This window comes from Cyanobium sp. ULC065, from assembly GCF_977927515.1.
In genome coordinates this window covers 2786339-2805478 of sequence record NZ_OZ376393.1, presented here as the reverse complement: position 1 = coordinate 2805478, position 19140 = coordinate 2786339, and the positions used below count along the sequence as shown (strand labels likewise).

Here is a 19140-nt window from a genome sequence, read left to right as displayed (position 1 = left end):
CCATTGCCCCGATCAGCTCCTCCCCCTCCAACAGGCATCGCCATGAGCCAGTCCCTTTCGGTCAGCAGAGAGTTCTTCGTGGAAGCCCACTCCCGTGCCATCGACAACTGCACGGAGTTGGAAGACCTGCGCAAGGTGTCCAAAACGCTCCTGAGGGCCTGGCAGATCCAGGCCATGTTCAGCGAGCAGTACGGCGCCCAGGCGCTCGGCATCAAGCGGCCCTGAGCGTCCCTCGTCACTGGCCTGGCACTCCTGTACCAAACGCTGTACAGGAGTGCCTTTGCCGTAGATCTCTCTGGCAAGGCGCTCCCTGGAACTGCAGAGGAGATGCTGATCCTTAAGGATCGACTTGCCTGCCTGGCCATTGCTGAACGAAGGACCTGCACCTTCGCCCTCTGGGTCTTGGGGGCGCAGGTCCATCCCGCCACCTAGCCAAGCTGGTCAGGGGCGCGTTGTGCCTGGAGTATCCAGCTGGTCGGTGTCTGCCCAGGCCCCCAGGCCTCGAAAGCGGTTGGCAAGGAAGGCGAGTAGGCCGGGCGGCTGGGCCAGCTCCTGCTCCGCCGCCCATTCGGCTTCGAGAATCTCTCGGTCGTCGATCTTCAGACCCTCAACCAGCCGCCGGTACGCCAACTTCTCATCGGTATTGATGCTCGAGGTGTCTTCCGGTCGCCGGCTGATGCGAAGCACCTGATACGCAAGCTTCACGGCCAGCTGCCGGTCATCGGCCGTGGTGATCCTTGGCAGAAGGGTCTCGAGTGCCTCCGGCCCCAGCGTCTCGGCCGCAAGGGCATCCACAGCGGTGGAAGCGGCTTCTGGGCCGGCCTCTGCCGCCGCCGTGCGCTCCGCCAGCTTCTTGAGCAGCCTTCGCTCCTGCTCAGACATCTCCCCATCGGACCAGGCGACACAGCAGAGGATGCGTAGTAGATCGAGGTCGCCGGCCGGCTGTTCTGCGCTGAGATCCGGCATGGTCATGGCGCCAAGGATGAGTATCGATCCCATTGTGAGGCTCCGGCGCCCACTGCGGCCTACCGCTAACCCGTTACCCAAAGCCACGCCCAGCGCGGCGGCAAGCGCAGTCTCCGGGGAATCGGGAGAAGCGTTAGTGATGTCCAAGGCCTTTGGTCCAGGGCTCATGCCCGAGCGGGGTCCTTCAGTGAGCTGCCGGATCGAGCTGCCGGATCTTGAACCTGAAGATCGATCAGCGGCACGCCTCCATACGGATTGAACCGTCGTGACTTCCTGCACCTTCTCCCAGGTGAATCAGGGCGTGCTGCTGACGATCCTTGATCCCACCGGGAACGGCCGCACCATCCATCATGTCGAGCGAAGCGGCTTAACACGGCAGCCTGATGCGTTCGTGGCTCTGCCCGATGCTGAGATGGCGCAAGGGATGTCTTGCCTGGATGAGTGTCATCCCCAAGGTTTCTTCACAGCCTCTTCATCATCTCTTCGAAGCCGCACGTCGCCGCTTGCTGCTACTGCGCACCGCAAGTGCGTATCCTGCCCATGTTCCTGAAGATTGTCTTCGGGCCTTTCCCGGTGAGATTCCCGCATAATTGGCATGCGCAACCTTCGTGGCTTGATTCGATTGACAGCTGTATTGATGATGACTGTGCCGATCGCCTCGCATGCGGCAGGTGGGCCGCCAGCTTCTCCGTTGACGATGAAGTTTGCTGATCAGACTTATCTCCTTCGATGGTCGTCAAAGCATCAGCATGAGTTCACTCCATCTGATCAGGCTGACCTGAGTCGCTGGACGGACATGATAACCATCAACACGTACCCAGGTGTCAGCGATGGGGATGGGCTGGCCAATGTTGCCAATAGGGTGCTCGATAACTACAAGCAGAACAAGGCCGTGGTGGTTCGCACTTTATCGGTTCCCCGCACTGCCGTGAAGCCCGCCGAACATCTGATCGTCGTTCTTTTCCCTGTTCGTAACTTTATCGAGGCTGTCTTTGCGCGATTCAGGCTGGCTGATGGTCGTGGCACTGCGGTGATCTACAGCCATCGCATCTATGGACAAAAAGTGGGAGATACCACGGCGGCCTGGATGAAGGCCAATGGAGCCACCATTGAGCGTCGCTTGATGGCTCTCCATGAGGTTCCCTCCCACCGCATCCTGGAGCCGGCCAGCCGGTGACCGGGAGCCTCTCTGCACCATGGTGGGTGGAGATCAGCGACAACGGGCGTAGCGGGGTTGTCGTTTACCACGAAGGGATCAATACCATCTCCTGTTACTGGGAGTTCTGCGGTGGCGACACCGTTGCATCCATCTTCATCGGCGACATCAGTGAATGGAACACCTGCTATCCATGGGCGGTCGGGCGGAGAATGGACGTTCTCATGCGCATCGCCGCAGAGGTGGTGCGCCAGAAGGCTCCCACCTGCAGCGCCTTGATTGAGGATCAGCTGGGCTTCATCAGCATCAAGTAGCTCCTGGAGTGCAATGCAAGGCCTTGGTTGACGTCTGACCCGATGTCACAGTCATACGACACCGGCCAGGGAGAACGGCATGTTCAGACACATCGGCAGGCTCGTGTTGCGTCGATTGTCATACCGCGAACCAGGTCCCCCCTGATCAGTGCAGAACCCTGTTGGGACGCGCACAATTGATCACCGCCTGCGCAGCATGGTGACGACGTCTTTCCCTGGCATCGGCTTTGCCGATGAAGTGAATGAACTGATGCATGCGGGCGCTTTAGCGTTGTCAGCGAGTGGCGATCCGCTTGATGCGTGAGCACGACGCTGTGGATGGCACAGTGCTGGGAGTGACTTCTGGCCCATCTGAACCGAACTGCCGAAGTGTGCGTGCCCGCTGGGTGGCTTCCCTTCCCAGCAGCGTCATGATCACCTCCTGGCATGAACAGCATGGTGGCGACTCAAAGCAGCCCCGATGCCATCTCCGACGATGTGCTCGCCTGCAGCCCTTGCTAACGGTTCGATTCAGTAGCGACGGCTCTCCCTGGCTCAAGCAAAGAACATCCCGCCATCTTCGGCTTGGATGATGTGGCGCATCCAGATCGCATACCAATAACTGACCTTTTTGATCGGCCTTGGATTGGGGCGGAAGAATAGATGTTAGCAATACGATGACCCAGTGAAGCAATATCGGAGATAGCCATATGCAAGAGAAGCTGTCATGAAGATGTAAATGCCACTCATCGTCCATGCAAAGAATCTGGGTTTCATTCTCATCACCCATCGGTATCCAAATGTGCTTGCAGTCAGTCCGCCAATTAGCCCTCCCAAGGCAATGAAAGCCAGGCTTACGAGTACTGACAATGATCCCAGCCCTCCCCCCGCTCCCCATGACTCCAGGGAGCCAGGGGTGCAAATCAGTGGGCTGCTGCAAGCCAGGATACAGCCTAAAAAAGCACCCCTTATGCTCACTGCTAATGTGCTTGAAATTGATCGCCGAAGTGCTCCAGCAACAACACCAATGGCAGCACCCAAAATCGCTCCCAGGATCCCACTGAGAAGCGTATGAGTGAATAGCCGGGACAAAACAAAGGCAAGCATTTCATTGACCCCAGGACTTGCGAAGAGAATGGATGCTTGGCAATGATAAATTAGCTGCAGCCGCCTGACTTCGCCGGTGGGGGCTGTTTGCCGCGCCCGGGAGCCCATCGCCCTAGAGGCCCTTGGCGGCAGTGAACGTGTGGACGTGGGCAAGGCGCAGGTGGAGCTGGCACTCCGGCTGCTGCGATGCCCTGAGCAGACAGCTGAGCTTTGCATTGGAGCCTGATCAAGGCCCCACGCTCGTGGTTATCCCAGGCCCCTCCCCGAAGCATGGGCTGCTGCTCCGCCAGGCACCTTGGAACCTCAACGCGGACGGGCAGCAAGACTTCGACATCCCATTGGGGCCCGGCCTCGATCGTCTGCGACTGATCGCCGCAGGTGCGAGGTCAAGAAGCTGCAAGCTCAAGAGTTCACTCGAGGTGGATCCAGTTGAGGTGCTCGTAGAACTCTTTCCATGAGGATGCTGCTAGCCACGGATGGAGCATCGTCGTGACACCGTCCCGCTGGCTTCGCGCATGGTTCAGTCATGCCAGGCGGGCCTGCCTGGTTCACCCTGCCTGGCGAGAGGCTGCCTTTCTGAAGGGAAACTGTTGCCCTGCCGCCGCCGGTATGGCCTTCGCTCTGTGTCTGGTGCTTTCACCAGGTGAGGCTCCAGCCCGGCCCGACAAGGTCGTGGCGCTGCAGGGTCTCTGCTTCCGTTCCCCACGCGCCCTCTCTAGCCCCTTATCGGTGGGTCTCGATGCTGTGTCTGTGGTGCATCCGCCGGCAGCCGACGCGCAGAGCGAGCGCTTCAGCCTCACCGGCGTTCGCTTTCCGCTTGACGTCACCGATGCCAAGGCCGGCATGACCCCGGCCGAACTGCGTGCCTACGTGGCAACGGTGTTCCTCGCCGGCCAGGCCCATCAGGGAAGGCCGATTCAGCGCCGCCTGCTGGAGCGCAGTGTTGAAGGGCTGGCCTTCTCCACCTCGATTCCCGCTCCTTCCTTCGCCGAGGTCTACGCCCTGCGGCTTCAGAATCGAGAAACGGTGGTGCTGGGCTTTAAGTTCCGCAGCGACTGGCGCAATGAGGCTGAGAACCTGATCACTGCGATCGCTGGGAGCCTGCGGGAGTGCAACGTCAACCAGCCCTGAAGCTGGCTCAGCGCGTCTCACACCGCACCCGAAGCACTTCACCCTCCACCCCCGTGCTGACCAGCCGCAGGCGGTCTCCGCCCGGATCCAGGCTCAGCAGGCCGAGGTACAGCCAGGTACTGCCTTCCCCGGAGAGCGCGATGATCACGCCGATCCGCTCGGGCCCCTCTCCCGCCACCGCCAGCACCGGCCCACTGCTCTCGTAGAAGCTGAGGCGATCGGCCTCGATGCGAAGCCACGACTCGTCGCTCTGCGTGGCAGTGCAGTGCCGCGCCTCTGCCATCCAGAGGCCCCGGAAGACTGCGGGGATGGCCCCGAGCCGCTCGGCGGCTTGCGCCGGAGGAGCGAGGGTGAGCCCCGCAGCCAGTCCGGCGATGAGTCCATTGAGAAGGTGCTGGGCGGTGGTCGTCACGGCTGTAGCCGGTGATCGAGCTTCTCAACAATGGCTGGATCACACCGCTCCAATGGCTGGTGCTGCCAATCTCCACATCAAGGCTGTGGAGGGTGCCTCGACACAAGCCGGGTGCTCCGCAACCGATGCATCTCTGAGATCTCCGTGCCTGGTTTGGTTGAGGCCGCACGAGCTTCACGCCCAGGCACTTGAACGGATGCTGTGGGTGCGGCGTTTGCTCAACGCCTTCGGAACAGCTCTGCCATCGCTGCCAGCCCTCGGTCAGCAGGGGTGCTGCCCTGCCGCACGGATCAACGAGGAACCCCGCACGACGCCCTCTGCCCACCCGGCGTCGCCATCATTCGTGCATGCCCTCTCAGGACAAGCCGAGGCGATGCCGAGCCTGAACTCCCTGAGCTGCAGGGAACGGATACCTGAAGTGATGGATCAGCCGGGCATCGACCCCGCCGATCACGCCCGGGCCCTGGCGGGTCTCCGCCGCATCAATGCCCTGAGCCGTTGTTCCGCCTCCCTGTTCGCGCCGATCGCGGCGCTGGCGGCGCGGCAGCCAGACCAGCCGCTGCGTGTGCTCGATCTGGCCTGCGGCGGCGGTGACACCGTGATTGATCTGGTCCTGCTGGCCCGGCGCAGCAAGCTGCCGCTGATCCTGGAGGGCTGCGACATCAGCGCCAGCGCTGTGGCGATCGCCCGCGCCAATGCGGAACGCCGCGGCGCCGCGGCGCGCTTCTTCCAGGCCGATGCCCTGGCGGATCCCTTGCCCTCCGGTCCGGACGGAGCCGCGCCCGCTGGCTATGACGTGGTGATCACCTCCCTGTTCCTGCACCACCTGGGCGACCACGACGCCGAGGTACTGCTGGCCCTGATGGCCCGCCGGGCCCGTCACCTCGTGCTCGTCAACGACCTGATCCGCAGCCCGCTCGGCTATGGCCTGGCCTGGGCCGGCACCCGGCTGCTCAGCCGCTCCTGGATCGTCCACACCGATGGACCGCTGTCGGTGCAAGGGGCCTTCCAGCTCGCTGAGGTGGCGGCCATGGCTGATCGGGCCGGGCTGAGCGGCGCCAGGATCCAGCGCTGCTGGCCGGAGCGTTACCTGCTGAGCTGGTCCCGTGGTTGAACGCCAACCGGGCAAGCCCTGGGACGTGCTGGTGATCGGGGCCGGGCCTGCCGGCGCCCTGGCCAGCCTGGATCTGGCCCGTCGCGGTCTGACGGTGCTGCTGGTGGAGAAGCGCAGCTTCCCGCGCTGGAAGGTGTGCGGCTCCTGCTTCAACGCCCAGGCCCAGGCGGCCCTCGCCTCCGTGGGCCAGGGCCACCTGCTCGAACACCTGGGCGGGCGACCCTTGCGGCGGCTGCGGCTCGGCCTGGGCGGACGGGAAACCACCTGCGCCCTGCCGCCGGGGCGGGCCCTCTCCCGCGGTCGCTTCGATCAGGCGCTGGTGGAGGCGGCCGTCAACGCCGGTGCCGTGTTCCGCCCCTGCACCACCGCGCAGCTGGGTGGCGTCACCCCCCGCACCCGTACCCAAACCCGCAGCGTCTGCCTACGGCAGGGACAGCGGCAGGAGCTGGTGCAGGCGGCCGTGGTGCTGGTGGCGGCGGGGCTGGCCAACCGCAGCCTGGAGCACGAGCCCTCCGCCCACACCCGCATCAGCCCCCGCTCCCGGCTGGGGGCCGGCTGCGTGCTGGCGGGGAGCCACAGCCGCTGGGAGGAGGGCACCATCCACATGGCGGTGGGCCGCCAGGGATACGTGGGCCTGGTGCGGGTGGAGGACGGCAGCCTCAACCTGGCGGCGGCCTTCGATCGCGCCCTGCTGCAGGAGTGCGGAGGTGCCGCGGCCGCGGCCAGGCAGGTGCTGGCGGAGGCCGGTTTTCCCGCCATTCCCCAGTTGGCGGAGGCCGCCTGGCAGAGCACACCGGCGCTCAGTCGCCGCACCACCCCCCTGGCGGGCCATCGCTTCCTGGTGCTCGGCGATGCCGCCGGCTATGTGGAGCCCTTCACTGGAGAAGGCATGGGCTGGGCCCTCGCCGCCGCCGTCGCCGCCACGCCGCTGGTGCTCGAGGGCACCGGCAGCTGGCAGCCGGCGATCGAGCGCCGCTGGCGTGAGCTGCACCGGCAACGGATCGGCCGCCGGCAGCTGCTCTGTCGTGGCCTGGCCCTGGCGCTGCGCCACCCCACCAGCAGCCGGGGCCTGTTCTGGGCAGCGTCTCGCCTGCCTTCCCTGCCGCAACGGCTGCTGCGATGCCCCTGACGATCCTCGGCGTCGGCACCAGCGTTCCCCGCCACCGGATCAGCCCGGCGGAATCGGCGGCGATGGCCGCGCGCATCTCCGCTTCCACCCCGGAGCGGGCGGCCCTGCTGGCGCGCATCCAGCGGCGCTCCGGGGTGAACCTGCGCCACAGCGTGCTGTTGGAGTCGGCGGAGCACGAGGCGGGCATCGATGGCCGCATGCCCTTCTACGGCGAGAGCAGCCCCTCCACCGGCGCGCGCCTCCGGGCCTTCGAAACCCATGCTGAACCCCTGGCGCTGGAGGCGGCACGCCGGGCTCTGGCGGATGCCGACCTGGCTGCAGAGCGGATTACCCACCTGGTCACGGTGAGCTGCACGGGGTTCCAGGCGCCGGGCTTCGATCTGGCCCTGATGGCCCAGCTGCACCTCCACCCCGATGTGGAACGCACCCATGTGGGCTTCATGGGCTGCCACGGCGCGCTCAACGGCCTGCGGGTGGCGCGGGCCTTCGTGGAAGCCGATCCGAACGCCTGCGTGCTGCTCTGCGCCGTGGAGCTCTGCAGCCTGCACATGCACTACGGCTGGGATCCGGAGAAGGTGGTGGCCAACGCCCTCTTCGCCGACGGGGCCGGTGCGCTGGTGGCCACGGGCGCTGCCGGAGCGGCAGGGGCAGCCGCTGACGCCCCGCCGCTGCAGGTGCTGGCTTCCGGCTCCACCCTGATTCCGGGCAGCAGCGATCTGATGTCCTGGACCATCGCCGACCACGGCTTCGAGATGACCCTCTCCGCCAAGGTGCCGGCGGCCGTCGCTGCCCACCTGCGCCCCTGGCTGGAACGATGGCTCAGCTCCCGAGGGCAACCCCTCGCCGCCATCGGGTCCTGGGCCCTGCACCCTGGCGGGCCACGCCTCCTGGCGGCGGTCGCCACGGCGGTGGAGCTGGAGCCCCACCAGATCGCGCCCTCGGCCGCCGTACTGCGCCAGTTCGGCAACATGTCGTCGGCCACGATCCTGTTCATCCTTGAGCGGCTGCGCCGCAGCAACGCTCCCCGCCCCTGGGTGGCCCTGGCCTTCGGGCCTGGCCTCACCGTGGAAGCCAGCCTGCTGGGCTGAATCACAGGACCCTGCGGCTGGGGGTGCCGGCTTCTGACGGCTCCGCGGCATGCAGCGTTGCCGCGCTCCAGGTCCACGTTGTCGTCGAAGGCCTTGCCTTTGCTCCGCCACACCGCGTTGAAGCCGTGGTCGTGGCTGTTGCATGGCGGAATAACCACCGGCGCGGGCCGGGTAGCTGTAGTGGGTCCAGCTGCGGATCGGCCGCTGCTCACCGATCGGTTGGAAGCGGTTCTGGGGGTCGTAGGGGGTGGCGTTGAAGTCCTCCTCGGCATCAGCGCCCATCAGGTGGTTGAACACCGCATCGGCCTAGACCTGCAAGCCGGCGGCATGGCAGGCGGCCACGGCCGCCAGGAACTCCGCCTGGTGCCGTACCTGGTGGCCACGCTTTTCTGCTGATGGAATTCGCCCAGGTCGTAGGGGGCGTAGATGCCGTAGCCCACGTCATGGCTGCCTGCCAGCGCCTTGCCCGTCGGCGGCAGCCACAGGGCCGTGATGCCGGCGGCAGCAAGAGCGGGAGCCTGTTGCGCCAGCCGTAGCCAGTGGCCCCCATCGGCAGGGGTGTACCAGTGAAAGGCCTGCATCAGCACGCCATTGATCTCGGCGGGCACGGTGCTGGAGGAGAACGTCATGCGCAATTGGCGTCGGGGCAGACCAGCGGTATGGAAGAGCTGGGATGGCGGGGCTCAACAGGGCACCGCAACGTGATCAACAGGAACGTCGGCCGCAGCATGATGGGCTTCAGAAACAATGGCCACAAAATGATTGGCCGGCGCAACATCGGCAGCAGGGAGTTCAGCGGCAGGGGGAAATGAGAGATTGGCAACAGAGAACAGTTGCTTGAGCGGCAAGGTGGAGAAGGCTTCCTGTCTTATGCGGGTCAGTAGAATGAGTGTTGGGCACACCTGGAATTCCTGGCATGGCAAACGTCGCAATCATTGGAGGGAGCAGAGGCATTGGGGAGGCTGTTGCGCGACATCTAGTGCCGAAATCAGAGCGAGTATTGTCTGTATCGCGCACCATCTCAAAGCATGGTGAGTGGATTAAGGCTGATGTCTCGACTCCTGAGGGAGTCAATACGGTTGCCGAAGCTGCTGGGAAAGAAATTCTAGATTCACTTCTCTACATGGGAGGCACTTGGGAATTCAATGCTTTTACCTCATCATATTCATTCGCAAATTGCTCTGATGATGACATTGCAAGAGTTTTGAATGTTGATCTCCTGACTCCAATCAGAATAGTCAAGGCATTGCTGCCTGCTTTGCGAAAGTCCAGCAATCCGAAGATCATCTTCATGGGAGCGCTTTCCGGACGTGACAACTTTCCGAGCAGAGAGGTCGCAAACTCTGCTTCTAAGTTTGGGCTCCGAGGTGTTGCCCACTCCTTGCGTGTAGAGCTTCGGCATGATCGGATATCTGTGACAGTGATCAATCCAGGTAATGTGGGAACACCAGAGGTGCTTTCGGACCTGGATGAGATTGGAGCTCCCCCAGCAGATGCGATTCCGCTTGAAGATCTACTTATGATTATCGACTGCGTTCTGTGCCTATCTCGCCAAACCTGTATCAAGGAGATCGATGTGCCTGCTATGTCCAGCAAGGGTGCCTAACATCGCCATGCACCTGATCCGACACCAATGAGATGTGCTACCCGGTTATTCTTGGTACGCGAAGCCGCTCCGCGGCCAAGTGGTCGCAAGCGTTGGCCAGCTTTCGCAATTGGCTGATCGAGGGCTTGGGAAGCGGAAATCCTTGGTATGTCAACGGTAACGGCGAGGGACGATCGCCACCACAGCGAGAGGTTGCGCTCATCAAGGCGATCACCCAAGTCTGAAGTCCTCAAGCGTTAGTGTCTAAGCGATCGCTCCAGTGCCATAAAGATCCACTTTGCATCGACTAGAGCGCGCTCTTCCAGGCGACTAAGGGAATGAGCAACAGCACCCCATTCAAAGCGGCGATCGCCCAGCAACAGTAACCTAACCACTTCCCGGTTGAACGAGCCATCCAGCGGTAGCGAACCAACAGCCAAACGAAGACCCACACCAATAAAGAGCCTCCGACAGCCATGAAGCCAAGATAGGTTGCCGCACGATCGCCGATGTCACCGGGATAGAGGCCAGGATTAGTGATAAAGAAACTGCAAAGAGCCATCATGCCGGTGCTTAAAAGCAGTAAAAACAGGCTCAGTAGGCTGAGGCAGAGAACCAGAATGAATTTAACGAGGGGTGATCGCGCCGATGAAGAATCGTGAGACATGGTTGACTAAAGAGCGAAGGTGGAGCCCATTCGCAAAGTTTGTGGATATAGAACAGATTATAGTCATCGCAGAAAGCCATATCGATGTTGTGACAGTTGTTGCACCAGCGGGCGATCGCCTTTCAGTACAAGCTAGCAAGACGCTGCAACGGACTGTCGGTGAGTGCTAGTGGCGTGGCAAAGTTTTTTGCAGCCGTTGAGCTTTGACGTTCACGATGGGCAAGGCCCTGTCTTTCAGAACAACGCCTGAAGAAAGGAAAGCCGCTCGTCATCACTCACCCAACGCCCCACCGAATCACCAGCCAGGCAGATCCGCTGTTGAAGGTGGAATCAATCCTCAATGATCCCTTTGGTGGCTGTCATTGTTCCGTGAAAATCCTGAACTCTGCTGAGAACCAGTAGGGCCACCTCGAGTGTTTCACTCTCGCTGGCGCCTCGCCACCCATGCGTCCCAACACCCCCTCCCTGGTCGTTCGCAGCAAGCGCCCGCCTGGCGCAGCCGAACCCTCCCACGCTGGTGCTCCTGAGCGCTTCCCATCAGCCATGCCCGCCTCTTCGTTGTCCTGGATCGCCGTCGGCGGTTGGGTCGCCCTGGTCTGCAGCCAGGCACTGGCCGCCGGCGCCCGTTCAACACACTGGGCCCAGGCCTGAACGCCGCTGCCCCCTGCCCGGCCCCGATGCCTGCCGCCGGTGCTGCTCTCCACCAACAGGATCCGCTCAGCGGCGACCAGTGGTGGCACCACCCGAACGCCCCGCACGTGCTGGCGCCCAACGACGCCTGTGACAGCCACCCCTACCCGGTGGAGCTGGACCTACCCGTCTGGACCCTGCGACAGGACGTGGAGCTGCGCAACTGGCTGTTCGGTTTCGGGGCCGGCATCCGCACCGAAAGCCCTCAGGCGCTGCGCCAGGAGCTGGTGGAGCGGGCGCAGCAGGTCCTGGCGATTGACCAAGACCCCCACTGAGGGGGAAGTCACGCCGCTGCGCTGTTGGCGGTGGAAGCCCTACGGGCGGGTGAGGCCACCGGCACCTGCCAGAGCCCGGCACGGCGCCGCATGGCGAGCTGCTCCGCTGCCAGGTAGGCCTTGGCGTCGCACTGACTCATAAAGCGGCGGAACACGAGGGCGTGGCCGCTCTCCACCAGCGCCAGGCCGATGGTGGTGCCGGCCTGCGGCCTGCCGCTGGGAATGGCTGCACCATGAACAGTGAGCCCACCCCCCTGCCATGGCGCCGCCTCGCCCCCACCTGTTCAATGGCCGTGCCGGACCCGCCGCGGCCATTGAGCGCACAGCCCGCGCCCTGCTGGAGCGCATGAGCCCGGCGGAGAAGCTCGGCTGCCTCGATGGCGACACCCCGTTCTGGTCGGGGATGGCGGAAATCGCCACCCAGGACGCCTCCCACCGCCATCCATGGCCGGCTGGCGTGGTGCCCCGGCTGGGGATCGGCGGGCTGCACTTCGTCGATGGACCGCGTGGGGTGGTGCTCGAAGGCGGCGCCACCACCTTCCCGGTGCCGATCGCCCGTGGCGCCAGCTGGGATCCGGAGCTGGAGGAACGGATCGGCGTGGCGATCGGTCTTGAGGCCCGCTCGTTCGGCGCCAACTGGGTGGGAGCCGTTTGCGTGAACCTGTTGCGCCATCCCGGCTGGGGACGCGCCCAGGAAACCTATGGCGAGGATCCGGTGCACGTGGGGGCCATGGGCGCCGCCCTGACCCGCGGACTGCAGCGCCACACCATCGCCTGCGTCAAACATTTCGCGCTCAACTCCATCGATGGCTGCCGCTTCCTGGTGGATGTGCAGGCCAGCCCGCGGGTGCTGCATGAGCTCTACCTGCCCCACTTCCGCGACTGCGTCGACGCTGGCGCCGGCTCGGTGATGAGCGCCTACAACAGCGTGAACGGCGAGTGGTGCGGCCAGCACCCGCTGCTGCTGCAGGCCATCCTCAAAGACCGCTGGGGCTTCCGCGGGTTCGTGGTCACTGACTTCATCTTCGGGCTGCGCGATGGGCCACGCGCCCTGCAGGCGGGCCTCGACCTGGAGATGCCCTTTCCGATGATCCTGGCGGGCAGCCTGGGGCCGGCAGCGGGCCACCCCCTCAGCGCCGCCCTGCAGGCGCGCATTGACGATGCGGTGCTGCGCCAGCTGCGGGTTCAACTCGCCGTGCCCGCCGGCCGCTACCCGGTCACACTGCGACGCTGCGCGGATCACCTGGCGCTGGCGCGGGAGGCGGCCACCAAGGCGATCGTGCTGCTGCGCAATGAGGGGCCGCTGCTGCCGCTGGCCGCCACTGGCTCGCTGGCGGTGATCGGCCGGCTGGCGGCGCTGCCCAACCTGGGCGACCGGGGCTCCTCCGACACCCGGCCCGCAGCCGGCAGCATCGTGACACCGCTGGCGGGTCTGCGGGCGGCGGCTCCCACCATGGCCATCCGTCACGAGGAGGGGCGGAACCTGGCTGCCGCCGCCGCCCTGGCCGCCGCGAGCGACGCCGCCGTGGTGGTGGTGGGTCTGGATTGGCGCAACGAAGGCGAGCACATCCACCCGGGGGACATCGCCCCGGTGCTGGAGCAGGTGCCGCCCCCTGCCGCGCTGGTGCGCTGGCTGGGCTGGCGGCGGCTCACGCCGCTCTGGCGCCAGCTGACGCGGCTGATCGCGGCCCTGGCGCGGCTGGGCTCGGCCCGGCCCGGCAGTCACTTCGCCTCCGGCGACCGCACCTGCCTGGGCCTGCCTGCAGCGCAACTGCGCCTGATCCGGGCCGTGGCCGCCACCAACCCCCGCACCGTGGTGGTGCTGATGGGCGGCGGCGCCATCCTGTGTGAGGAGTGGCGGCAGCTGGTGCCGGCGCTGCTGCTGCTCTGGTATCCCGGCGAGCAGGGGGGCGCGGCCCTGGCCGATGTGATCTTCGGGCGGGTGTCCCCCTCAGGCCGGCTGCCGTTCGCCCTGCCCAGCAGCGAAGCGCACCTGCCGCCATTCGATCCACGGGCCCGGCGCCTCACCTATGACCTCTGGCACGGCTACCGCCGCCTGCGCCGCCAGGGACACGCCGCCGCCTACCCCTTCGGCTGGGGTCTGTCCTACGCGGCCTTCACCCATGAAGGGCTGGTGGCCCGGCTCGTGCCGGAGGAGCAGGTGCCACAGGCTCAAGGGCCCGACGTGCAGATGCTGGCCGTGTCGCTTGTGGTGCACAACACTGCGGCAGTGCCAGGCGACGAGGTGCTGCAGGTGTACGTGGAGCCCCCGGGCCTGCGGCTGCCGAGGGCGGCGCGGCAGCTGGTGGGCTTTCAGCGCCTGACCCTGGCAGCGGGGCAGACGCTGCCGCTCACCCTGCGGATTCCGCTGCGGCGTCTGGCCTACTTCGATGAGGCCCGCGACGCGTTCGTGCTGGAGGCGGGCTGCCACCGCGTGCTGGTGGCGCCTCACGCGGAGGCACCCGGCCTGGCGGTGGAGCTCACCTTGCGCGAGCAGGTGCTGGAGGACTGAGACAGATCAGCCGCCACCGCCCACGTCGCGGGTCACCCCCACCCCTTTGGGAGCGAACAGGAACACCATCTCGCCAAGCCGCTCCTGGTGGCCATCGAGCGCGAACACGCCACCGGAGACGAAATCCGCCGACCGCTGCGCCTCCTCGGGCGCCATCGCGGTGAGGTTGAGCACCACCGTCTTGCGTTCACGCACCGCCTGAACAGCGTCGAGCGACTCCTCGAAATGCCGGGGCTCCATCAGCAGCACCTCGGGTGGCAGGTCGGGGAACCGGTTCATGGTCACAACCTGACATGGTCAGCCGGCCGGTGCCAGCACGCTGGCGTGTGGCCCGGCCGGGTGGCGGGGGTCATGGGGCGGCGTCCGCCTGGTGGTCCAGGGCGCCCAGAAACATGTCGGGATCCAGATCGGGCCGGCGGCGCAGCGCAAACACGGTGCCGGCGTTGCCGCGGCTGAGGCGCAGCTGATCATCAAGAAACGTGACATCCAGCCAGGCGGGAAATCCCTGCTGAACGGCGCGGAACAGCTCCAGCCGACGGCCCGCCAGCTCGGGCCCGCGCCAACCACCCCGCTCGAAGGTCACGCTCACCCGCTGGGCGCCGGTGACGGCGATGCGGGCCTGCACGCCGATGGCTGCCAGTGGCCCCAGGGGACCCGCCAGTCGCAGCAGGTTCATCGCCTGGCCCCGTTGCGGCAGCAGCACCTGCAGGTTCTCCAGCCAGGGCGCCACTTTGAGATAAGGCAGTTGGCTGCTGCTCCAGCGCAGTTCCCACACGCCTGTCAGCTGCTCAAGCTGGTGGTCCAGATCGGCGGGCGCCTCCTGCTCCAACCCCTGGATCAGGGCCAGCAGTGCGTCGTCGGCCAGGGATCCGGGCCGCTCCAGGGCGTCGAGAAGCTGCTGGCGTAGTGGCATGGAGGAGGGCTGGCAATGGGTGGAAAACACACCGCGACGACGGGAAGACTTGGACGGACGTACGGGGCGAGCTCCTGTACGATTTGGTTGATTCCTAGATCCCTGGCCAGTCCAACAAGTCTGTTCAAGACGTCGACGGATCCGTTCAAGTTTTTTCTCAGCTCAATGACAATCTACGTAGGCAACCTCTCGTTCGATGCCGAACAGGAGGATCTCCGTGACCTCTTCAGTCAGTACGGGGAAGTTCGCCAGTGCAGCCTGCCTCTCGATCGGGAAACCGGCCGGAAGCGCGGTTTTGCCTTTGTCGAACTGGCCAATGATGCCGAAGAACAGAAAGCCATCGACGATCTCCAGAACGTCGAATGGATGAATCGCATGATCCGCGTCAACAAAGCTGAGCCGCGTGGCGGCGGCGGTGGCGGCGGCAACCGCGGTGGTGGCGGCGGCTACGGCGGCGGCGGTGGCGGTGGCTACGGCGGCGGTGGTGGCGGCGGCGGCTACGGCGGTGGTGGTGGCGGCCGCAGCCGTTACTGAGCTGGTACTGAATTCACCCGTTGCTGATTCAACGAAGCGCCTTCGGTCGCTTCCTGATCAACCTTCAAGCCTCGCCCTGTGCGGGGCTTTTTTCATGGCTGCCGCCCAGTGCGGCTTGTGGCGGTAGGCCGGTTCGTGGCTGCCGCCCGACAGACGCCGCCGACCAGCGCCAGCACCAGCAGGGGCAGTTCGCCCCAGCGCACGTAGGGGGTCCACGCCGTGCGGTGCTCCAGCGCGAACAGGCCGGTGGCGGCATGCCCGGCGGCCAGCCGCTGGCGAATCACTCCGTGGTGGTCCACCACCAGGCTCGGACCGGTGTTGGCGGCACTGGCCAGCCAGCGGCCCGTTTCGATCGCACGCAGCTGGCTGAGGGCCGCGAACTGGTGCTGCAAGAGCGGGGGATAGGGATCGAGGTTGGCTGTGGCCAGCAGCCAGCCGGCTCCGGCGCGGCTGGCGGCCGCCAGCCCCCGGCCGTCCGACAGCTCGTAACAGATGGCCACAGCGAGCGCGCCCCCCGGCCGCTGCAACAGGCGCGAGGGCGCCCCGGGCTGCACCCCGCCCACCGCCGACAGGCCGGCCCAGCGCCACCAACGCGCCAGCGGCACCCATTCCCCAAGCGGCACCAGCCGGTGCTTGTCGAGGGCGGAGACGGGCTGGAGGGAGCCCGGCGGGAAGCGCAGCACACTGCTGCGCAGCTCTTCTCCCACCTGCCGGAAGCCACCGCTGAGCACCTCCACCGGCCCCGTTGCCGGCAGGTGTTGCCCCAGGGCGAGAGCCCCCTCCGGCAGCACCAGCAGATCCACCTGCCGCTGCATCGCCTCCGCCTGAGCGGCGGCCAGACGGCGGCGTAGGAGGAGTTGCTGATCGGCGTCGAACTTGCGCCGCGTGGGAATAGCCGGCTGCAGCACCAGCACGAGCTCCCGCAGGTCTACGGCCTCGCTGTGCTGGATTGCAGTGTGCTTAGCCGGGATCTGGCTCAGTCGCTGGTCCGGTTTCTGACCGGTGCTCTGGCGCTGACCTTCCAAAACTCCCAGCTGGCTCCAGCCGATCAGGTGCAGCAGCAGGATCGAGGCCGCCAGGAGCACACCGCTGCGACGCCGCCGCTGCGGGCCGCCGGCCAGCACCCGCCAGAGACCCCAGCCGATCAACAGCTGGACCGCCGCCACCAGGCCACTGCCGCCCAGTGCCGCCAGCCCGGCCAGAGGCCGGTCGCCGGGCAGGGCCGAGGCCCCGAGCCCGATCCAGAACAGCGGCCCGGTGGCCAGGGTCACTTCCGCCAGACCCCAGAGCGCGGCCGCCAGCAAAGCCGTGCTCCAGCGACGCGGATCGAGGCGGCGCACCAGCAGGCTCCACAGCGCCACCAGGGCGGCACCGAGCACCGCCAGGGCACCCCACAGGGCAAGGCAGAGGGGCAGGCTCAGCGGTAGCGGCACCCCCACCCAGTCGAGCGGATGGAGCCAGAGCAGCCAGCGGTGGCTCACCAGCACCGCCGCCGCCCCCCACAGGGCAGCGCCAGCCGGCGTGGTCTGCCCCCACAGCGGCACCAACGCCAGCCACAGCAGGGGCGGAAAGCCCCACGGGGCGAACGTCACGCCCGCCAGCGCACCCGCCAAGACGGCGGTGAAGGGAGCCGTGAGCGGGCGCGTGGCCCAGGGCAGCGGCCGGTCATCGCCCATGGTTTGGGTCCAGGGCGGGAGACCAGGATGGGGCACCGAACGTTGTCGCCATGGAACGGGACAATCTGCTGCAACAGCTGCTGCTGCGTGGGCTCGGCACCAGTTCGATGGTGGCTGAGCGGCTGCGCAGCGTCACCCAGTCGTGGGTGACCAGCGGCCGGCTCGATCCCGGCCAGGCCACCGCCCTGGTGGATGACGTGCTGCGAGCCCTGCGGGGAGACAACCCCGAGCTGGAGAAACAGGCAGGCCGCGCGGTGGAGCGCAACGTGGAGTCGTTTCTCCAGGACCTGGGGCTGGCGCGGCAGAGGGAAGTGGACGAGCTGCGTGGTCGCATCGACCGGCTCGAGCAGGCCCTGCGCGCCCGCCGGGAGACGGAGGACAGCAGCGACTGAATGCGACCTCGGCCGGAAACCGCAGTGCCCGCTGGCAGAATCGGGCCTGCCACCGTTTGTGCCTTGACCCGCCCGTCCGCCATGCGCGACATCCTGATCAGCTCGACCCTCTGCGTCGCCTTCCTGCTGGTGGCTCTTGTCAGCCAGCTGGTGGCCCCCAGCACGGTGGAGGCGGCAGGCACAAGTGCCGCGCTCACGACTGCGGCCCCCACCGCCAATGCTGCGGCAGCCGGCACCGCGCAGCCTGCTGCGGCCATGGCCGTGAACCGCTTCGAACTCGACCCCGACGACCCCAACCCCACACTTTTTGCCATGGCTTCTGACTCCAGCACCGATTCCTCCGTAGCCCAGGGAGGCGGCGCCGGCGCTCTCGGCGGTGAGATGGTGGCAGCCAAGGAACGGGTCACCCCCAGCGGGCTGCGCATCATTGACGTCAGCATCGGTGAAGGCGCTGAAGCGATCAGCGGCCAGAACGTGCTGGTGAACTACCGCGGCACCCTCGAGAATGGCAAGGAATTCGACAGCAGCTATTCCCGCAATCAGCCCTTCAGCTTCCCGCTCGGCGCTGGCCGGGTGATCAAGGGCTGGGATGAAGGGGTGGCCGGCATGAAGGTGGGCGGCAAGCGCAAGCTGGTGATCCCTCCTGATCTGGCCTACGGCGAGCGCGGCGCCGGCGGCGTCATCCCCCCCAACGCCACCCTCACCTTCGAAGTGGAGCTGCTGCGCGTCGGCGGCTGATTCGCCCCCCCGCCTTTACGGCGTGATGATGGGTGTGATTGTTAAAATGATCACACCAGCGGGCGGGTTCACACCGGCGGAAGGGTTCGCTCCGCGGATCGCTCCACGCGTCAGCCCGTCTCCGCTCTTCATCTTCTTTCGAACCCACCAATGGCTCACCAGCTGCCCGCGCTTCCCTACGAACTCGACGCGCTCGAGCCGCACATCTCCCGCCAGACCCTGGAGTTCCACCACGGCAAGCACCACGCGGGCTACGTGGCCAATCTCAACAAGATGGTGGAAGGCACCGATCTGGAAGGAAAATCCCTGGAAGAGGTGATCCTGGCTGTGGCCGGCGACGCCAGCAAGGCGGGCATCTTCAACAACGCCGCCCAGGTTTGGAACCACACCTTCTACTGGCAGGGTCTCAAGTCCGGCGGCGGCGGTGCCCCAAGCGGCGCTCTGGCCGACAAGATCAATGCTGATTTCGGCGGTTTTGATGTGTTCACCGAGCAGTTCAAAGCTGCCGGCGCCACTCAGTTCGGCAGCGGCTGGGCCTGGCTGGTGCTGGATGGCGGCACCCTCAAGATCACCAAGACCGGCAATGCCGATCTGCCCCTGGCGCATGGCCAGAAGGCCCTGCTCACCATGGATGTGTGGGAGCACGCTTACTACCTCGATTACCAGAACCGCCGCCCGGATTACATCTCCACCTTCCTCGACAAGCTGGTGAACTGGGAGTTCGTGGCCGCCAATCTGGCTGCCGCCTGAACCCTCAGGGCC

Annotated in this window: 22 protein-coding genes and 1 pseudogene; 14 read left to right on the top strand and 9 right to left on the bottom strand. The window is 65.8% G+C overall.

Annotated elements, in window-relative coordinates; all coding sequences use genetic code 11:
* The first annotated feature begins 42 nt into the window (after positions 1-42).
* Entirely contained in the window at positions 43-225 is a 183-nt protein-coding gene (locus tag ACXMDP_RS13970) for a hypothetical protein (RefSeq protein ID WP_094512647.1), read from the top strand.
* Positions 226-441: 216 nt separating this feature from the next.
* On the opposite strand, the gene ACXMDP_RS13965 is transcribed toward ACXMDP_RS13970, so the two are convergent.
* On the bottom strand, positions 442-972 hold the full coding sequence (locus tag ACXMDP_RS13965; protein ID WP_259730295.1) for a tellurite resistance TerB family protein: 531 nt from the start codon (positions 970-972) through the stop codon (positions 442-444).
* A 589-nt stretch (positions 973-1561) separates the two neighbouring features.
* Here ACXMDP_RS13965 and ACXMDP_RS13960 point away from each other — a divergent pair.
* The 3 genes from ACXMDP_RS13960 to ACXMDP_RS13950 all read left to right on the top strand — a co-directional run bounded on the left by ACXMDP_RS13960 (position 1562) and on the right by ACXMDP_RS13950 (position 4653).
* Complete coding sequence (locus ACXMDP_RS13960; protein ID WP_259730296.1) at positions 1562-2143, top strand: hypothetical protein; 582 nt, start codon at positions 1562-1564, stop codon at positions 2141-2143.
* A gap of 26 nt (positions 2144-2169) precedes the next feature.
* Complete coding sequence (locus ACXMDP_RS13955) at positions 2170-2436, top strand: hypothetical protein (RefSeq protein ID WP_457766952.1); 267 nt, start codon at positions 2170-2172, stop codon at positions 2434-2436.
* Positions 2437-4131: 1695 nt separating this feature from the next.
* On the top strand, positions 4132-4653 hold the full coding sequence (locus ACXMDP_RS13950) for a hypothetical protein (protein WP_259730299.1): 522 nt from the start codon (positions 4132-4134) through the stop codon (positions 4651-4653).
* A gap of 7 nt (positions 4654-4660) precedes the next feature.
* On the opposite strand, the gene ACXMDP_RS13945 is transcribed toward ACXMDP_RS13950, so the two are convergent.
* Positions 4661-5065 carry a hypothetical protein gene (locus ACXMDP_RS13945; protein ID WP_259730300.1) on the bottom strand — a complete coding sequence of 135 codons (405 nt, stop codon included), beginning with the start codon at positions 5063-5065 and terminating at the stop codon, positions 4661-4663.
* A 373-nt stretch (positions 5066-5438) separates the two neighbouring features.
* Here ACXMDP_RS13945 and ACXMDP_RS13940 point away from each other — a divergent pair, with 373 nt between their 5' ends.
* Genes ACXMDP_RS13940 through ACXMDP_RS13930 form a run of 3 tightly spaced genes read left to right on the top strand, consistent with a single transcriptional unit; the run spans position 5439 to position 8396 of the window.
* On the top strand, positions 5439-6179 hold the full coding sequence (locus tag ACXMDP_RS13940; protein ID WP_457766951.1) for a methyltransferase domain-containing protein: 741 nt from the start codon (positions 5439-5441) through the stop codon (positions 6177-6179).
* The gene (locus ACXMDP_RS13935; RefSeq protein ID WP_259729846.1) at positions 6172-7308 is read left to right on the top strand and encodes an NAD(P)/FAD-dependent oxidoreductase; all 1137 of its coding nucleotides are present in this window, start codon (positions 6172-6174) and stop codon (positions 7306-7308) included. Before ACXMDP_RS13940 ends, ACXMDP_RS13935 begins: the two co-directional genes overlap by 8 nt.
* Positions 7299-8396: a type III polyketide synthase gene (locus ACXMDP_RS13930; RefSeq protein ID WP_259729845.1), complete on the top strand. Its 1098-nt coding sequence runs from the start codon at positions 7299-7301 to the stop codon at positions 8394-8396. The genes ACXMDP_RS13935 and ACXMDP_RS13930 overlap by 10 nt, the downstream gene beginning before the upstream one ends.
* Positions 8397-8677: 281 nt before the next feature.
* Here the strand turns inward: ACXMDP_RS13930 and ACXMDP_RS13925 are convergent, their stop codons facing one another.
* Positions 8678-9025, bottom strand: a complete 348-nt coding sequence (locus ACXMDP_RS13925) for an alpha-amylase family protein (RefSeq protein ID WP_259729844.1) — start codon at positions 9023-9025, stop codon at positions 8678-8680.
* Between the two features lie 54 nt (positions 9026-9079).
* Positions 9080-9244, bottom strand: a complete 165-nt coding sequence (locus ACXMDP_RS13920) for a hypothetical protein (RefSeq protein WP_259729843.1) — start codon at positions 9242-9244, stop codon at positions 9080-9082.
* Between the two features lie 68 nt (positions 9245-9312).
* Here ACXMDP_RS13920 and ACXMDP_RS13915 point away from each other — a divergent pair, with 68 nt between their 5' ends.
* Positions 9313-10002, top strand: coding sequence for an SDR family NAD(P)-dependent oxidoreductase (locus tag ACXMDP_RS13915; RefSeq protein WP_259729842.1), 690 nt, complete (start codon positions 9313-9315; stop codon positions 10000-10002).
* 286 nt (positions 10003-10288) lie between these two features.
* Here ACXMDP_RS13915 and ACXMDP_RS13910 read toward each other — a convergent pair whose 3' ends face one another.
* Positions 10289-10648, bottom strand: a complete 360-nt coding sequence (locus tag ACXMDP_RS13910; RefSeq protein WP_259729841.1) for a hypothetical protein — start codon at positions 10646-10648, stop codon at positions 10289-10291.
* A gap of 677 nt (positions 10649-11325) precedes the next feature.
* On the opposite strand from ACXMDP_RS13910, the gene ACXMDP_RS13905 reads away from it, so the two are divergent.
* Positions 11326-11613, top strand: coding sequence for a WYL domain-containing protein (locus tag ACXMDP_RS13905; protein ID WP_259729840.1), 288 nt, complete (start codon positions 11326-11328; stop codon positions 11611-11613).
* An 8-nt stretch (positions 11614-11621) separates the two neighbouring features.
* Here ACXMDP_RS13905 and ACXMDP_RS13900 read toward each other — a convergent pair whose 3' ends face one another.
* Entirely contained in the window at positions 11622-11753 is a 132-nt protein-coding gene (locus ACXMDP_RS13900) for a hypothetical protein (protein WP_457766950.1), read from the bottom strand.
* A 119-nt stretch (positions 11754-11872) separates the two neighbouring features.
* On the opposite strand from ACXMDP_RS13900, the gene ACXMDP_RS13895 reads away from it, so the two are divergent.
* Positions 11873-14125 carry a beta-glucosidase family protein gene (locus tag ACXMDP_RS13895; protein ID WP_259729839.1) on the top strand — a complete coding sequence of 751 codons (2253 nt, stop codon included), beginning with the start codon at positions 11873-11875 and terminating at the stop codon, positions 14123-14125.
* Between the two features lie 30 nt (positions 14126-14155).
* Here ACXMDP_RS13895 and ACXMDP_RS13890 read toward each other — a convergent pair.
* A pseudogene (locus ACXMDP_RS13890) lies at positions 14156-14413 on the bottom strand (cell division protein SepF); the annotation flags it as partial.
* A gap of 61 nt (positions 14414-14474) precedes the next feature.
* Positions 14475-15038, bottom strand: coding sequence for a PAP/fibrillin family protein (locus ACXMDP_RS13885; RefSeq protein WP_259729838.1), 564 nt, complete (start codon positions 15036-15038; stop codon positions 14475-14477).
* A 165-nt stretch (positions 15039-15203) separates the two neighbouring features.
* Between ACXMDP_RS13885 and ACXMDP_RS13880 the strand changes: the two genes are divergently transcribed.
* Complete coding sequence (locus tag ACXMDP_RS13880; RefSeq protein ID WP_094512660.1) at positions 15204-15572, top strand: RNA recognition motif domain-containing protein; 369 nt, start codon at positions 15204-15206, stop codon at positions 15570-15572.
* Positions 15573-15664: 92 nt separating this feature from the next.
* Here ACXMDP_RS13880 and ACXMDP_RS13875 read toward each other — a convergent pair whose 3' ends face one another.
* Positions 15665-17248, bottom strand: a complete 1584-nt coding sequence (locus ACXMDP_RS13875; protein ID WP_259729837.1) for an apolipoprotein N-acyltransferase — start codon at positions 17246-17248, stop codon at positions 15665-15667.
* A 50-nt stretch (positions 17249-17298) separates the two neighbouring features.
* Here ACXMDP_RS13875 and ACXMDP_RS13870 point away from each other — a divergent pair, with 50 nt between their 5' ends.
* The 3 genes from ACXMDP_RS13870 to ACXMDP_RS13860 all read left to right on the top strand — a co-directional run bounded on the left by ACXMDP_RS13870 (position 17299) and on the right by ACXMDP_RS13860 (position 19128).
* Complete coding sequence (locus ACXMDP_RS13870; protein ID WP_259729836.1) at positions 17299-17640, top strand: phasin family protein; 342 nt, start codon at positions 17299-17301, stop codon at positions 17638-17640.
* Positions 17641-17721: 81 nt separating this feature from the next.
* Positions 17722-18378: an FKBP-type peptidyl-prolyl cis-trans isomerase gene (locus ACXMDP_RS13865; RefSeq protein ID WP_255101150.1), complete on the top strand. Its 657-nt coding sequence runs from the start codon at positions 17722-17724 to the stop codon at positions 18376-18378.
* A gap of 150 nt (positions 18379-18528) precedes the next feature.
* Positions 18529-19128: a superoxide dismutase gene (locus ACXMDP_RS13860; protein WP_259729835.1), complete on the top strand. Its 600-nt coding sequence runs from the start codon at positions 18529-18531 to the stop codon at positions 19126-19128.
* Positions 19129-19140 lie beyond the last annotated feature (12 nt).